This is a genomic window from Paenibacillus sp. BAC0078, from assembly GCF_054483875.1.
In genome coordinates, this window is sequence record NZ_JBTLRW010000009.1 from 123,938 (window position 1) to 139,318 (window position 15,381).

At 53.2% G+C, this 15,381-nt stretch carries 14 protein-coding genes; 8 read left to right on the forward strand and 6 right to left on the reverse strand.

Going from position 1 to position 15,381, the window contains the following annotated elements; genetic code table 11:
• Positions 1-398 precede the first annotated feature (398 nt).
• Positions 399-545, forward strand: a complete 147-nt coding sequence (locus tag ACX1DY_RS18045) for a hypothetical protein (protein ID WP_458965580.1) — start codon at positions 399-401, stop codon at positions 543-545.
• A 190-nt stretch (positions 546-735) separates the two neighbouring features.
• On the opposite strand, the gene ACX1DY_RS18050 is transcribed toward ACX1DY_RS18045, so the two are convergent.
• The 4 genes from ACX1DY_RS18050 to ACX1DY_RS18065 all read right to left on the reverse strand — a co-directional run bounded on the left by ACX1DY_RS18050 (position 736) and on the right by ACX1DY_RS18065 (position 6,192).
• Complete coding sequence (locus ACX1DY_RS18050) at positions 736-1,713, reverse strand: aldo/keto reductase (RefSeq protein WP_458965581.1); 978 nt, start codon at positions 1,711-1,713, stop codon at positions 736-738.
• A gap of 371 nt (positions 1,714-2,084) precedes the next feature.
• Positions 2,085-2,645 carry a PadR family transcriptional regulator gene (locus ACX1DY_RS18055; RefSeq protein WP_458965582.1) on the reverse strand — a complete coding sequence of 187 codons (561 nt, stop codon included), beginning with the start codon at positions 2,643-2,645 and terminating at the stop codon, positions 2,085-2,087.
• Positions 2,646-2,652: 7 nt separating this feature from the next.
• Entirely contained in the window at positions 2,653-4,173 is a 1,521-nt protein-coding gene (locus tag ACX1DY_RS18060) for an MDR family MFS transporter (RefSeq protein ID WP_458965583.1), read from the reverse strand.
• 171 nt (positions 4,174-4,344) lie between these two features.
• On the reverse strand, positions 4,345-6,192 hold the full coding sequence (locus ACX1DY_RS18065) for a bifunctional diguanylate cyclase/phosphohydrolase (RefSeq protein WP_458965707.1): 1,848 nt from the start codon (positions 6,190-6,192) through the stop codon (positions 4,345-4,347).
• 200 nt (positions 6,193-6,392) lie between these two features.
• On the opposite strand from ACX1DY_RS18065, the gene ACX1DY_RS18070 reads away from it, so the two are divergent.
• From ACX1DY_RS18070 to ACX1DY_RS18080, 3 genes are all read left to right on the forward strand, one after another.
• On the forward strand, positions 6,393-6,740 hold the full coding sequence (locus tag ACX1DY_RS18070; protein ID WP_458965584.1) for a metal-sensitive transcriptional regulator: 348 nt from the start codon (positions 6,393-6,395) through the stop codon (positions 6,738-6,740).
• A 315-nt stretch (positions 6,741-7,055) separates the two neighbouring features.
• Positions 7,056-7,256, forward strand: a complete 201-nt coding sequence (gene copZ / locus ACX1DY_RS18075; RefSeq protein ID WP_458965585.1) for a copper chaperone CopZ — start codon at positions 7,056-7,058, stop codon at positions 7,254-7,256.
• A 99-nt stretch (positions 7,257-7,355) separates the two neighbouring features.
• Positions 7,356-9,824 carry a heavy metal translocating P-type ATPase gene (locus ACX1DY_RS18080; RefSeq protein ID WP_458965586.1) on the forward strand — a complete coding sequence of 823 codons (2,469 nt, stop codon included), beginning with the start codon at positions 7,356-7,358 and terminating at the stop codon, positions 9,822-9,824.
• 5 nt (positions 9,825-9,829) lie between these two features.
• Here the strand turns inward: ACX1DY_RS18080 and ACX1DY_RS18085 are convergent, their stop codons facing one another.
• Positions 9,830-10,342, reverse strand: a complete 513-nt coding sequence (locus tag ACX1DY_RS18085) for a hypothetical protein (protein WP_458965587.1) — start codon at positions 10,340-10,342, stop codon at positions 9,830-9,832.
• Positions 10,305-11,264 (reverse strand): DMT family transporter, encoded by a 960-nt coding sequence (locus ACX1DY_RS18090; RefSeq protein ID WP_458965588.1) that lies wholly within the window; start codon positions 11,262-11,264, stop codon positions 10,305-10,307. The genes ACX1DY_RS18085 and ACX1DY_RS18090 overlap by 38 nt, the downstream gene beginning before the upstream one ends.
• A 203-nt stretch (positions 11,265-11,467) precedes the next feature.
• On the opposite strand from ACX1DY_RS18090, the gene ACX1DY_RS18095 reads away from it, so the two are divergent.
• From ACX1DY_RS18095 to ACX1DY_RS18110, 4 genes are all read left to right on the forward strand, one after another.
• Positions 11,468-12,811 carry an aminotransferase-like domain-containing protein gene (locus ACX1DY_RS18095; protein ID WP_458965589.1) on the forward strand — a complete coding sequence of 448 codons (1,344 nt, stop codon included), beginning with the start codon at positions 11,468-11,470 and terminating at the stop codon, positions 12,809-12,811.
• 47 nt (positions 12,812-12,858) lie between these two features.
• Positions 12,859-13,611, forward strand: coding sequence for an oxygen-insensitive NADPH nitroreductase (gene nfsA / locus ACX1DY_RS18100; RefSeq protein WP_458965590.1), 753 nt, complete (start codon positions 12,859-12,861; stop codon positions 13,609-13,611).
• A gap of 115 nt (positions 13,612-13,726) precedes the next feature.
• The gene (locus tag ACX1DY_RS18105; RefSeq protein WP_458965591.1) at positions 13,727-14,647 is read left to right on the forward strand and encodes an ABC transporter ATP-binding protein; all 921 of its coding nucleotides are present in this window, start codon (positions 13,727-13,729) and stop codon (positions 14,645-14,647) included.
• Positions 14,644-15,381, forward strand: coding sequence for an ABC transporter permease (locus ACX1DY_RS18110; protein ID WP_458965592.1), 738 nt, complete (start codon positions 14,644-14,646; stop codon positions 15,379-15,381). The genes ACX1DY_RS18105 and ACX1DY_RS18110 overlap by 4 nt, the downstream gene beginning before the upstream one ends.

Below are 15,381 nucleotides of genomic sequence, written 5' to 3' on the forward strand. Positions count from 1 at the left end.
CGGATTGCAGCATGCGCAGACCGATTTTACTATGTTTTCTTTTACGCCGTTTGGCGGATCTGGGGTACAGAGGCGAGCCCCCCTCTCATGACCTTCTTTTAGTGGTTCGTTATTATCGTTCTTAATTAAGAACGAGATCGTAAGCAAATCATACACTGCCTGCCGGGCAAAAAGAAAATGTTGATTTCGTCTGAATGTTCGCAATAAAGCACAAAAATGGATGGTTATCGGCCATTATCTGGCGATATCGCTGATTTTCGTGAAATGTTCTTTATAAAGAACATCTTGTGTGGTTGGTGGTAAATAGGTAGATGTATTGTAACGTGGAGCAGTGGGGGGAGAGGAGGTGGAGTGTGTGAGACTTATGGTATAACGGCAAAGAAGGCGGACGAAGGCGGGTGAATAACGGCAGAAATGCCGTTAAATTGGGCGTGCGGGGCCGAAGGTGGGTGAACAACGGCAGAAATGCCGTTAAATTAGGCGTAAGCGGCTGGGAGTGGGTGAACAACGGCAGAAATGCCGTTAAATTAGACGTAAGCGGCTGAGGGCGGTGAAACAACGGCAGAAATGCCGTTAAATGGGGCGTGAACAGCCGTGGACGGGTGGATAACGGCAGAAACGCCGTTATTTCCGCCGTAAGTGGCCACAGGCCGGCCAGCAACGGCAGAAATGCCGTTGCCGACACAAACGAGGCCGCCCCATACGCAAATGGGGCGGCCTCCACAAAAGGCTAGCTCAAGGCAGCTTCCCGCCGCGCGAGCTGACGTATAGGTCGTACCATTCCTTGCGGGACAGCTCCAGCTTGTCCGCATCCCGGCAGGCGGCGATCCGCTGCGGGTTGACCGTACCGATAACCGGCTGGATCGCAGCCGGGTGAGTCATTAGCCAGGCGAGCACAATCGCCTCAGGGGTGGTGTTTTTCTCCTCGGCCAGCGTTTTGACCATGGCTGCTGTGTTCACGATATTGTCCGGCTGCCCTTCTAGGGAGCGTCCGCTGAATATTCCCTGGGCCAGCGGGCCCCAGGCCTGAAGCTGGATATTCTCTGTGCGGCAGTGCTCAATGGTGCCCTCCGGAAAGGTGATGTCCTTCCAAGGCTCGCGGTTGACGCTGATTACAGCATCGAGCCAACTGATTTTGGCCAGGCTCATGTGCAATTGATTGACGATGAACGGTTCATCGCAGTAAGCCTGCAGCAGCTTGATCTGGGCCGCACTCATATTGGAGACCCCGAAATGGCGCACCTTGCCAGCGGACTTGAGCTGGTGTAGCGCTTCGGCTACTTCCTCGGGGTCCATGAGCGGATCGGGGCGGTGGAGCAGAAGAATATCAATGTACTCTGTACCTAGCCGCGAGAGGGTTCCGTCGACGCTGCTCAGGATATGCTCCTTGGAGAAATCAAATACATTGGAGAGGTCGCCCGGCTCCATCAGCCGGATTCCGCATTTGGATTGAAGAATGACTTCTTCGCGCAGGCCCGGACGGTCTTTGAAAATTTGTCCGAACACCTTCTCCGCCTTCCCGCGGGTATAAATATCGGCGTGGTCAAAAAAGTTAATCCCGATCTCAAGCGCGGCTTCCACCGCCTTGTGTCCCTGCTTCACATTTTCGGCAGTAATCGGTTCGTGGTCCCAGCCTCCCCCAAGGCCCATGCATCCCAGGGCAATCCGGCTGGCGGGAATTCCTCTTTTGTTCAGCGGCAGCGTTTTCAGCACTAATATCCCTCCATGACAGAGTAATTACGGCTCAGAGAATATTGTACAACTTTCGCATCCGGTATGGTGTTTTTTTGTCGCCGGAAGAACATGGACTTACTCTCACCTGAACTTGTGTGAATGAAATGGAATTCCTCCACTTCATTCTGCTGGAGTGGCCTCTCCGAGGATGGTTAGTGGAAAAACTCCATTTATTTTCTTTTAAAATCACTGAATGGATGGAAACGAAGGGCATTAAGTGAATATTTTCCATCTAATCAACAAAAAAATCAGTATCATTCACAAATTAGGTTGCCTTTTTCCACTTATCCTGTCGTAAGCGAATGCCCAGGAACCCCATTCAAGAAAGTGCAGCCACTTCCACGTGTCCGCTACAGATCAAGCGGAGTGCCGACATCATTCAGCTTCCGTGCGGCTACATCCTCGTAGAGCCGTTTCAGCCACTTCAGCTCCGTAAGAGTATGCTCGTATCTGCCGTACATCAGATGCAGCGCAGAGCGGGGGACGATGGAAATATGCTCCTCGTACACCTGATAAGCGTAGTTCACCTGATGCTCGGTTTCACGTATCCGCTCCTCCAGCAGCCTCTCTACCTTGCTCTGATCAATATGGCGGGAGAACGAAAGCGCTGTGTAGAGCGGCTGATAGATAAGATCAGTTTTTTTAATCTGCTGCATGATTAGCTGCTCGAACAGCGCCTTGCCTTTATCCGTAATGCGGTAGATGGTTTTGTCCGGGCGGTCGCTGCTCCGGATGACCTCGACCGCCTCAATATGACCGTCCAGAGCAAGCTTATCCACCGCATAATAGAGCGAGCCTGTCTGCAGCTTCATGATCTGGTCCATCATCCGTTCCTTCATGACAAGGCTGATCTCATAGGGATGCATGTCCCGTTCCAACAGCAGGCCGAGAATTAACAGCTTCATCGACATGGCCGGATTACTCCTGCGTGCCAGCCTGTTGAGGCGCTTTGCGGTGAACCGTCAAGCGGTCACCCGGCATCAGCAGGACAAAAACAAAAGCCAGCACGGCCGGAACAAGCGCCCACAAAAAGGTATGGGCAACAGAGCCGGACAAGGCGTTTGTGATCTTTTCCAGCACCGGAGCCGGAATCTGCGCCCTGGCTTCCGGGGTAAGGGCTGCGCGCGGATTTCCGAACGCCGAGGTGTCCGCATTGCTTCCGAAGGCATCGCTGAGCTGATTCGTGAAGCTGTTGCGCTGAATAATCCCGAAGATGGTAATGCCCAGCGTCATGCCGAGTGAGCGCATGAAGGTGCTGGTCGAAGTGGCCGAGCCGCGCTGGCGCATCTCGAAATTATGAATCGAAGACATGCTAAGCACCGAGAAAGAGAAGCCTACGCCAAACCCGGTCAGCGCCATAAAGACATTAAGCATCAGCCGGGAGGTATCTGGAGATAATGTGCTTAATGCGAACACGCCTGCTACAAAAAAGACCGCGGACAAGAGCATGATATTGCGGAAGCTGGTTTTGGTGGTCAGCAGTCCCCCGGTCTGGCTGCCGATAACCGAGCCGATCATCATCGGCATCAGGATCAGCCCCGAGTTGGTGGCCGAGCCGCCGTATACCCCCTGTACATAGATCGGGATATACACCGTTGCTACGATAAAGGCCGAGCCATAGAAGAAAGCGAGCAGACTGCTTGTGGCAAACAGTCTTTTGCGGAACATGTCGAAGGAGATGACCGCCTCCGGTGCAACCCGTTCAATCAAGAGAAAGGCCACTAGCAATACGGCAAAGCCGCCGAACAAGCCGAGAATCGTCGCCGAATCCCAAGCATATTGGTTGCCTCCCAGCTCCAGTGCGAACATCAGGCAGATTATCGCTCCCACGAGGGTAAAAGCGCCGCCCCAGTCAATACGCTGCTTGGAATGGGTAACGGATTCCTTGTAGAACATCATGATGAGGATAAAAGCGACCACGCCAATCGGCAGGTTGATATAGAACACCCATTGCCAGCCGGCATAATCCGTAATATAAGCGCCGAGCAGAGGGCCCAGCACGCTGGAAATGCCGAAGACCGCGCCGAACAGTCCGGTCAGCTTGCCTCTTTTTTCCGGCGGATAAATATCGAACACAATGGTGAAGGCAATTGGCATAAGCGCGCCGCCGCCAATCCCTTGAATCGCCCGGTAAATGGCGAGCTGGGTAATAGTGGTCGAGGTTCCGCAGAGGGCGGAGCCGGCTAAGAATACGATCAGGCCAAAGATGAAAAACCGTTTCCGTCCGTACATATCGGACAGCTTGCCGAAGATTGGCGTTCCCGCCATGACCATGACCATGTAGGCCGAGGTCACCCAGACGATTTTATCGAGTCCGCCAAGGTCGGACACGATGGTGCCCATAGCCGCGGCTACAATGGTATTGTCCATAGCGGACATGAGTATACCGAGCAGCAGGCCGACAACTACGAGCTTTAGATTGCTTTCTTTACTATGCATGCTCCCAGACTCCTCCTGTGAAAAGTTTCGTGAGCCTCATTATATTCAAATTTGAATAGGGGGTCAAGGTCATCTTTGTAAAATTTCTGAAAAAATTTCCTCCGCCCGTGCTCCAAAATCCGGAAGAACACAAAAAACATCTGCCGCTCTTGCAACAAGAACGGCAGATGTTCAGGACGATGCATTGTTTTCTGCGGCGGCTTCGCTTTTGCAGACCTCTCTGGCCTCAATATACTGGATGAACAGCTCAGTCAGCCCGGGGTCGAACTGGCTTCCGGCGCAGGAGCGGAGCTCAATAATGGCCTCTTCGAAGGATTTGGTGCGCTGGTACGGCCTCTCAGTCGTCATGGCGTCGAAGGAATCGATAATGGTCAGCATCCGGCACAGCCTGGGAATCTCTTCCCCCTTGAAGCCGTAGGGGTATCCTTTGCCGTCATAACGCTCATGATGCAGCTCGATGTAAGGGGCCAGATCCTTGAACTTGTCGTTGGTCAGCGCCATTTCCTTGCCCCAGGTGACATGCCATTTGACCATTTCCCATTCCTCCGGGGCAAGCTTGTCTTTTTTGTTCAGAATACCCCAGGGAATCTCCAGCTTGCCGATATCATGGATCAGCGCGCCCAGTGTGAACTGCCGTTTGGAGAGCGTGTCCAGCTTCAGCAGCTCGCTGATATCCAGGGCGTAGCGGAAGACGCGTTTGGAATGCTTGAAGGTCTCCAGATCCTTGTACATAAACAGGTTAAGCTGCTGTTCAATATCGCGCACATCCTGGCTGAAATCAATGTCCTGCTCCAGAAGCGATTGATTGCCGTAGATATGGACCAGGTTTTTGCCCTGTTTTTTGGCATAGTACAGCGCCTGATCGGCATGATCGACAAGCTCTGACTTGAAATGGACATCCGGCTGATACCCCGCAATGCCCGCAGAGAACGCCAGACAGCCCTGAGGGAAAATTTCCGTGCCTTCAAAAGGGGAATTGTTAAGTGTTTTGCGCAGGCGCTCGACAAATTGCTTGGATGCAGCAGGGTCATAGCCCGGCATCAGCAGCGTGAATTCTTCCCCGCCATAACGGGAAACAATGATATCTGTGCCTTCCGTGGCCTTCTTCAGCAGCTCCGCCAAAAAAACGATCAATCCGTCCCCCTTGAGATGGCCGAAATGATCATTGTATTTTTTGAAATCATCAATATCAATCATAGCCAGAGAGAGCGCGGTACCGCAGGCCCTTGAATTGCGCATCGCCTCCTCCAGCCTGGCCTCGAAATAGCTGTGATTGAACAAGCCCGTACGCTGGTCCCGGTTCGCCCGTTCCTCGATATCGCGGTACATGCTGAACAATCTTTTGAAGGAATAGGAGATCATAATGCTGAGGCAGAGAAACATTCCGAGCCCGAGCAGCCGGTTGTGGTAGAGCAGAATCGTCAGTACCAGGGATAACACCAGGGTGCACAAGTAGGCCAGAATGGTGTCGGTCAGCATGCCCTTTAGCGTGTCGTACAGATTTTGATGGTAAACAAGGTAATAGTAGAAGCCAATGAGCAGTGTATTCAGGATAAAATAGACCGCCATTGCGCCCACATAAGAAGATAAATGGCTGCTTAGAAGCGGTCCCTGCACTCCACCAAGCGCTGTAAAGATATACGAGGCGGAAATGATCATAATACAATACATGGAAAAGTTAGTGACTTGCTTCCACCAGGCTGTCGCTCTCCATTCAACAAACAGAAGGATGAGGGAACACAGCAGCAGGACTGTAAGCGTAAACGGCAGGCCAAATATAAAAATACAGGCCAAATAGACAGCGGAGTCCAGTGACAGTCCGTTGCCCTGCGGAGGAAGCTGGAAGGTGAAGATCGTCAGAATCACTGCCGCTCCCGACATAGCGGTTATCCAGCCCCAAGCGGAGAATGGGAAGTGTAACAGGGGTTTTGCATCATAAAAAACAAACAAGCCCAGGCCAATCAGGCATATGATAAAGGAGTACAAATGGCTCCTGTTTCGTTGCAAGCTGCGGGCCATCCAATTGAGCACCGTTGCCCCTCCTTTCAGGAAGTTATTATGTAAAAGGGGACTAAAGGCTATAAATTCGCTTTATGGAGGAGAATTCCTGCTAATTCATGACAAATTAAGAGCTTCCTCAGCAGAGAAAGCTGAATTGGAAAAAGGCTTGACATACCCATGGGGGGTATATTATATTGAGATCAAGGAGGCTGATTCCTGTGTCTATTAATGAGAAGGAGCATGCAGAGCATTCCTGCGGCGAAGCTTGTCATTCTTCCGCTCCCGGCGTACGCAAAAGTCATCATTCAGCGGAATTCAAGGGCGGACTGACTACCCGGCTCAACCGGATCGAAGGGCAGATTCGCGGCATCAAAGGCATGATCGAACGCGATACCTACTGCGATGATGTGCTCAACCAGCTCGCGGCGGTCCAGGCGGCGTTGAACGGTGTCGGCAAGCTGCTGCTTGAAGGGCACATGAAGAGCTGCATTATTGAGCGGATCGAAGCCGGAGAGCATGAGGTTATCGACGAGCTGCTGGTCACAGTCAACAAGCTGATGAAATAAGGTTGGGAATGCTTATAAGGCTAGGCGTATGCTTCCGAAGCCAGTTTTACCAAATCGAATCTATATAAATTGAACTTGAAAACTAACAAAAGGGGAAAGTGGCGGAAGGGAAGTTTGGAACTGGAGGAGCGTTAGCGTCCGCCTTTGTCTGCGGATTTCAACCGCGAACAGCGGTATAAATCAAGAAATCTGCAGACAACAGCGGCCGGAAGTCCAAACATTCCCTGCAGTCACGGCCAGACCTGAATCTGTCAAAATCATAAGTTTAATTTATATAGGGAGTCTATACCATTAAAAATTTAGGAGGTTATTCGAATGTCTAACGTAACATTGAATGTCGAAGGAATGTCTTGCGGCCACTGTGTAAGTGCTGTGGAGAAAGCAGTGAGCGGTGTAGGTGCTGCTGCGAAGGTAGATCTGTCAGCGAAGACAGTGGCGGTTGAGTATGACGAGAGCAAAGTAAGCTTGAACGCGATTAAAGAAGCAATTGAGGATCAGGGCTACGACGTAGTCTAAGCTGGGACTGCGGCATATTAAGGCTTGGAGCGGGGAATCCTGTGGATTCCAGAGGCGCCAATGCCTTTTCTTTTACTAAAGATTATACCCCTTGGGGGTATGGGAGGTGCAAATAACGTGGAAAAGACAGCAGAACCAGCCTTGCAGCAGGCCACGCTGCAGATTACGGGCATGACCTGCTCTGCATGTGCGTCGCGGATCGAGAAGGGGCTGTCCCGGATGGATGGGGTATCGCGGGCCAACGTTAACCTGGCTCTGGAGCAGGCGACGGTCGGCTTTGATCCTGCAGTGGCGGGAGTAGCGCAAATTGAGGAGAAGATCCGCTCGCTTGGTTATGATACGCTCAAGGAATCGGCTGATTTTGATATATCCGGCATGACCTGTGCGGCCTGCTCGGCGCGGATCGAGAAGGTGCTGGGGCGCATGCCGGGCATTGCGGCAGTTAATGTCAACCTGGCGCTGGAGACGGCGCATGTGGAATACGCCCCGGGCAACGTTAGCGTAACCGAGATCATGGATAAGGTAAGCAGCATTGGCTACAAGGCAACGTTGAAGCAGGACCGTAAGGAACAGGGGGACCAGCGCGGGCAAGAGATTGTGCGCAAGCGGAATAAATGGATCGCGTCCGCGATTCTCTCGTTCCCCCTGCTCTGGGCAATGGCGGGCCATTTCTCCTTCACTGACTGGATCTGGACGCCGGAGCTGTTCATGAATCCCTGGTTCCAGCTTGTGCTGGCAACCCCGGTGCAGTTCATTATCGGCTGGAAATTCTATGTCAGTGCCTATAAGGCACTGAAGAACGGCAGCGCCAATATGGATGTGCTGGTGGCGCTGGGCACATCAGCGGCTTATTTCTACAGTCTGTACCTGACGATTGATTCTTTGCGGATGGGGATGAACCATACCGTAGATATGTATTACGAGACCAGTGCGATTCTGATTACCTTGATACTGGTCGGCAAATGGTTCGAGGCTCTGGCTAAAGGCCGTTCCTCTGATGCTATCCGCAGCCTGATGGGCCTTCAGGCCAAGACTGCGCTGGTCGTACGTGACGGTGCTGAACTCAGCATTCCGGTTGAGGAAGTGATTCCGGGAGATATCGTGCTGGTGAAGCCGGGAACAAAAGTGCCTGTAGACGGCGAGGTTATTGAGGGACTGTCCTCGGTGGATGAATCCATGCTGACCGGCGAGAGCATTCCGGTGGAGAAGAAGCCGGGAGACTCCGTTATCGGGGCGACGCTGAACAAGAACGGCATGCTGCGGATCAAGGCCCGTAAGGTAGGCCGCGATACTGCGCTTGCCCAGATTATAAGAGTCGTTGAAGAAGCGCAGGGCTCGAAAGCGCCGATTCAACGGATCGCTGACGTGATTTCCGGCATCTTTGTGCCGATTGTCGTCGGGATTGCGGTGTTAACCTTTGTTGTATGGTACTTCTGGGCAGCACCCGGCCAGTTCTCTGATGCACTGGAGAAGGCCATTGCCGTACTGGTCATTGCCTGCCCTTGTGCACTGGGCTTGGCTACACCGACATCCATTATGGCCGGATCAGGCCGTGCCGCCGAGTTCGGCATTTTGTTCAAGGGCGGTGAGCATCTGGAAGCCGCTCAGGGAATCAAGGTGGTGGTACTGGATAAGACTGGTACCGTTACAAGCGGCAAGCCGGTGCTGACGGATATTGTCACCACCACCGGAATCGCCGCGCAAGGCAAAGAAAGCGCGGAGAACCGTTTGCTGGCTATCACCGCAGCCGCGGAGAAGCTCTCGGAGCATCCGCTTGCGGATGCCATTGTGGCCGGTGCCGAGGCCAGAAGCCTGGTGCTGCCTGCGGCCGAACAGTTCCAGGCTGTGCCGGGACGCGGGATTTCCGCCGTTGTTGACGGCGTGGCCGTAAGTGTGGGCACCCGGCGGATGATGGAGGAAAGCGGCACGGAGCCGGGGCAGTGGGCTCCGCTCATGACAAAGCTGGAGCAAGAGGGAAAAACTGCGATGCTGGTGTCCGTAGACGGTGTTATCGCCGGGATTGTGGCGGTGGCCGATACGATTAAGGAAACCTCGCGCGCAGCGGTGGCAAGACTGCACAATATGGGCATTGAAGTGGTTATGATTACCGGTGACAACAAGATTACGGCCCAGGCGATTGCCGAGCAGGCCGGCATCCGTACGGTGCTCGCTGAGGTGCTTCCGGAAGGCAAGGCTGCCGAAATCCGCAGGCTGCAGAGCGGCGGAGTCAAGGTGGCTATGGTCGGCGACGGCATCAACGACGCGCCCGCACTGGCAACGGCTGATACCGGCATGGCGATTGGCACCGGTACCGATGTAGCGATGGAAGCGGCGGATATTACGCTCATGCGCGGCGACTTGATGAGCATCCCGGATGCGATCATGATGAGCCGCAGAACAATGGTCAATATCAAGCAGAACATGTTCTGGGCGCTTGCTTACAATACCATCGGCATCCCGATTGCGGCACTGGGCTTCCTGGCGCCGTGGCTTGCCGGTGCAGCGATGGCGTTCAGCTCCGTGTCGGTTGTCCTGAACGCGCTGCGATTGCAGCGGGTGAAGCTGTAAAAATATTATTCGGCCACAGGAGGAGCGCTCCAGAAGTAGCGCTCCATCCTGTGGCTGAACGCCAAGAAGGCCGCCGAGTCGTTAAGCATCGGCGGCCTTTCTTTGGTGAAGGGAAGCAGGTTTCTTTCGGTGGCTGTTGTATGAGCCACCGAGGCCGGTTCGCCCCGAAACAACGGCAGAAATGCCGTTGTTGAAGCCTCCAAGGCCGGTTTGCCCCGCAACAACGGCAGAAATGCCGTTGTTGAAGCCTCCAAGGCCGGTTTGCCCCGCAACAACGGCAAAAATGCCGTTGTTGAAGCGCCGGAGGCCGGTTCGCCCCGAAACAACGGCAGAAATACCGTTGTTGAAGCCTCCGAGGCCGGTTCGCCCCGAAACAACGGCAGAAATGCCGTTGTTGAAGTGCCGGAGGTCGATTTGCCCCGCAACAACGGCAGAAATGCCGTTGTTGAAGCCCCACCGCTCATCACACTCCGGGCTAATTCATAAGTTACCCGCCTTGGACACCGGAATCTTGGCATTGGACAGGGCTGCGGCCTTCTTACGCCCCAGACGGTTCGTGCCAATAACGCCTGCTATAATCAGGAACGACCCGATCCAGTGGTACACTGTAATCTTTTCCCCGAGAAAAATCGCTCCGGCCGCAATGGAGACAATGGTCGAAAGATTGGTGAACACACTCGTGAGGGAAGCTTCTATTTTGGACAAAATATAGGTTGACGTTAAAGTGGTGATGAGCGACGCAGCTACACCCAAGTATAGGGTAGACAAAATAAAGGTGCCGCTGCTGAGCGGTTTGAAGAAGTATTCGAGTGTTCCGCTGGTAGCATGTCCGGTGAGCGAAATGATCAGGAAGGTGACTAAGCCAATCCCCATCAGCAAATAGCTGAGCTCAGCGGGGCTGAAATGCTTGGAGAGCGAACGGGCCAGCACACTGTATCCGGCAAAGGCCACACAGGTCAGGAACAACAGGATGATCCCTGTCATATTGGACAGGTTAATGCTGCTGCCTTTCATGATGAAGATGAACACAACGCCGAATACGGACAGGAAGATACACAGCTTCTGCAGGAGAGTCGTAGTTTCCTTCAAGAATATAGAGGCGATAATCATCGTTACCACCGGGGTAAAAGAATAAAGAATCCCTCCCTCGGCAGAGGTAGCGTGCTGGAGTCCGAAGACCTGGAGCGTGAAGAAGCCGAGCGGATACATGGTTGCAAGGAGCAGCGCTTTGCCAATCGGCTTGCCGCGGTAGGATATTTTGACCCAGCCGAAAGCGACGGGAATCGACATCGCCACAAACGAGGCGACGAAGCGGTAAGTTAACGTATCGAGCGGCCCGGCATGACCGAGCGCTACTTTGGTAAATAAGAATGAGAATCCGATAATGACCGCATTAAGCACGGCAAATGTATAGGCCAGCTTGAGTCCTTTTTGCTGCATAGTGCATCTCCCTTTCGTGAACATGACAGATCGTGTAAACGTCTTGCCTGTTATTTAAAATTAAAGGGAAATACGGACATGAACAATACTGTTTTTCTGCTACTGTACCGATACAGTTGGCCCATTCCTATATAATGAATGATGCAGAATAGTGATAACATAAGCTTACAGTTCGTGTATGAAGGTCATTCAGGAGGAGCGTCATGAAAAAGTATCATTCGGTCTTGGCCAACATGGAAAGCCAGATCAGGGAGGGGCAGTACAGCCCGGGGCAAAAGCTTCCTTCCGTGCGCAGCGCCGCAGAACTCTACGGGTGCAGCGTCAGCACCATTTTGCGGGCATACGGGGAGCTGGAGCGTCAGCATGTGATATATTCCATTCCGCAGAGCGGGTATTACGTGGTCGAAAGATCAGGGGATGCCGGGCCTGACGGGGGCAGTGAGACGATTGATTTTGCCTCGGCCTCGCCCGATCTGAACGTGTTCCCGTATTTGGATTTCCAGCATTGCCTCAACAAAGCGATTGATAAACACAAGTACCACCTGTTTACCTATGGAGATGCGCTGGGACTGGGTTCGCTGCGCCACGCGCTGGTGTCCCATCTGGCCGAATATCAGGTTTTTGCCAAGGTGGAGCAGATCATTATCACTTCGGGCATCTCGAAGGCGCTGGAGGTTCTGGCTAAGATGCCGTTTCCGAATGGCGGGACGGAGATTCTCGTCGAACAGCCCGGATATGATCTGTATCTGCGGTACTTGGAGATGGAGGGAGTGCCGGTGAGCGGGATTGTTCGTTCCACGGCCGGCATTGATCTGCGGGAGCTGGAGATGAGGTTCAGGGGCGGCGGGATCAAATTCTTGTATACCATGCCCAGGTATCATAATCCGCTCGGAACCACCTTGAGTGCCGATGAGCGAAAAGCCATTGCCCGGCTGGCCGGCAAATACGATGTGTATGTTGTTGAGGATGATTATATGGCAGATCTCGGTTCCGAGCGGCGCTTTGATCCTATTTATGCGTATGACCAGACTTCACATGTTATTTATTTGAAAAGCTTTTCCAAAATCATTTTTCCCGGTCTCAGGCTGGGTGCGGCTGTGGTGCCGGAGCATCTGTTTGAGACATTCCGCGCGTATAACGGATACACGGACAATTCGTTATTGTCCCAAGCAGCCCTTGAGGTGTATATCAAGAATGGCATGTACGAGCATCACAAGCACAAGATTAAAGAACTGTACGCCGAGAGAATCCGCGCCATGTATGAAGCACTCGGGCGGCACAATACGGAAGGCCTGATTGAAGTGTCTAAGGACAGCTCCGGTATCTACATGCAGTATAAGCTGCCGGAGACCGTGAATCTGGAGCGTGTGGTCAAGCGGCTTGCGGAGAGAAAGATCAGCGTCGTATCAGGCAAGGGGTTCTATATGTCCGGTTATCTGAACCGGGAGAAGTTTCTGCGGATCAGCATTTCTCGTGCCCGGCTGGATCAGATCGACGAAGGCGTCCAGGCTATTGTCGAGGAAGTGAAGCGTGGGAGCGGATGGTAAAATGGAGAAAGTAACGAACATAAACTAAAAAAAGAGAGGCGAAAATCATGAAACCAACTAACGAAACACTAGAGCTATTGAACCGGCATGTCTCCGTCCGCCAGTATCTGGACAAGCCAGTAAGTGACGGGCAGCTTGCCGCCATTATAGAAGCGGGGCAGATGGCCTCCACCTCAAGCACTGTCCAGGCCTATACAGTTATTGCCGTTACTGATCCGGCGCTCAAGGCACAGCTGTCTGCACTGTCCGGCAATCAGGCCTATATTGTGCAGTGCCCGGTATTTCTGGTCTGGTGTGCCGACCTGTACCGTTTGCGCGAGATCAGCGGTCCGCACCTGCAAGGCGCGAAATCTTACGAGGACACCACCGAGAACCTGATCGTAGCTACCGTCGATGTGGCGCTTGCCGCGCAGAATGCGGCGGTTGCAGCGGAATCGCTCGGTCTTGGCATCGTCTATATCGGCGGCATCCGCAATCATATTGCCGAAGTGTCCGAACTGTTAGGATTGCCGGAGCTGGTCTATCCGGTATTTGGCATGTGCCTTGGCTATCCCGCCGGGGCGTCCGGTTTGCGTCCGCGTTTGCCACTAGAGGCTGTGCTGCATCATAACAGTTATCAGGCAGAGACTACTGTGGAACAAGTAAAAGTCTATGATGAGGTCACGCGGGACTACATGCGCGAGCGGACCGGCGGGCAGAAGGATACGCCTTGGTCGGAGATGATGGCGGGACGGCTTGCCAAGCCGGACCGGTTGCATATGAAGGAATTTTTGCTGCAAAAAGGGTTCATGCAAAAATGAATGAACGGGTGACAGTTGTCACCCGAAAAAAATGACAGTCCATACTGATGTCATTCCCCCTTCTCCTATACCATAAAGGTATAGCAAAGACACACGGAGCCAGGGGGAATCAGACATGAACCATGTGGTAGAAATGAATGGGGTCAGTAAAAGCTTTCATCATAAAAAGGCGGTCGACGGCATTAGCTTCACCCTCGGAGAAGGTTCTATAACAGCGATTTTGGGGCCGAACGGGGCAGGCAAAACAACCATGCTGTCAATGCTGCTGGGGCTGCTTGAACCCTCTGAAGGAACAGTGAAGGTATTTGGGCTTCCGCCCCAGGACGCCAAGGTCCGGGAGCGTATCGGGGCCATGCTGCAGGAGGTAAGTGTAATGGACCGGCTTAAGGTCCGGGAGATCATCGCGCTGATCCGCAGCTATTACCCGCAGCAAATGCATATGGATGATCTGCTGAATATAACGGGGCTTGCTCCGGCGGATCTGAACCGGTATGCGGAGAAGCTCTCCGGCGGCCAGAAGCGCAGTCTTGCGTTTGCACTGGCGCTGGCGGGAAATCCGCAGCTGTTATTCCTGGATGAGCCGACGGTGGGTCTGGATACGATTGCCCGGAGACGCTTCTGGGATACGGTACGCGGGCTGGCGCAACAGGGCAAAACCGTCCTGTTCACAACCCATTACCTGCAGGAGGCTGAAGATATTGCCGACCGGGTTCTACTGTTCAGCCAAGGGAGGCTGGTGGCGGATGGCAGTCCGGGTGAAATCAAGGCGAGGATGGTTAAGCAGTCGTTGTCCTTTTTGCCAGTAGGAGATGCTGCGGTGCTGCACGGAAAGCTGCTGAAGCTGGCTCCTGTCGAGAGCTGCTATGCCAGGGACGGACGCATTCATGTGACGACAGACAGTACAGACGAGGCGCTTCGGGCTATTTTTACAGGTGAACTTGGACTTGCCGTGAAGGATGTCCGTATTGACCACGGAAGCCTGGATGAGGCCTTCGAGCAGTTAACCGTGAACCCAGAGGAGGCGCTGACCCGATGAGACTTATTGCCATGCAGTGCAAAGCGGAAATGCTGAGGGTTATTCGCAACCCTTATTATGTATTATGGTCTCTATTGATGCCGATCATGTTCTATTTCATTTTCACAAAAGTAGTGAATACGGGGGCGGATAATCCTTCGAATTGGCAGGCGCATTATCTCATGTCCATGGCTACTTTCAGTGTGATGGGCTCCGCCATTATGACCCTCGGCATCCGGCTGGTCCAGGAGAGAACCCAGGGCTGGAACACGTTCATCCGTATCACTCCTCTACCTTCGTCAGTATATTTTGCGGGGAAAATGTTCGGACAGAGCATCATGCATCTCTTTTCGGTAATTTGCATTTTTGTTGCAGGCTACTTGATAAACGGGGTGTCGCTGACGTTCGGACAATGGACGCTTAGCGGACTGTGGATTCTGGCGGGATCTCTGCCTTTTCTGGCCCTCGGTACGCTGGTCGGCTTCATGAAACGGGTCGATACGGCGAGCGGTGTCAGCAATATACTTTATATGGGGCTGGCGGTTGCCGGAGGCATGTGGATGCCGCTGGAGATTTTGCCGAAATTGATGCAGCGGATCGGCCGCTGGCTGCCTTCCTACAACTACGGGGACGGAGCCTGGGAGATTGTGAGCGGGGGCTACCCGCAGTGGAGCAGCGTCTTGATTTTGCTCGGATATTTGGCGGTGTTTGTGATACTATCGGTCTATATCCGAAAAAAACAGAGAGCGGTGTAA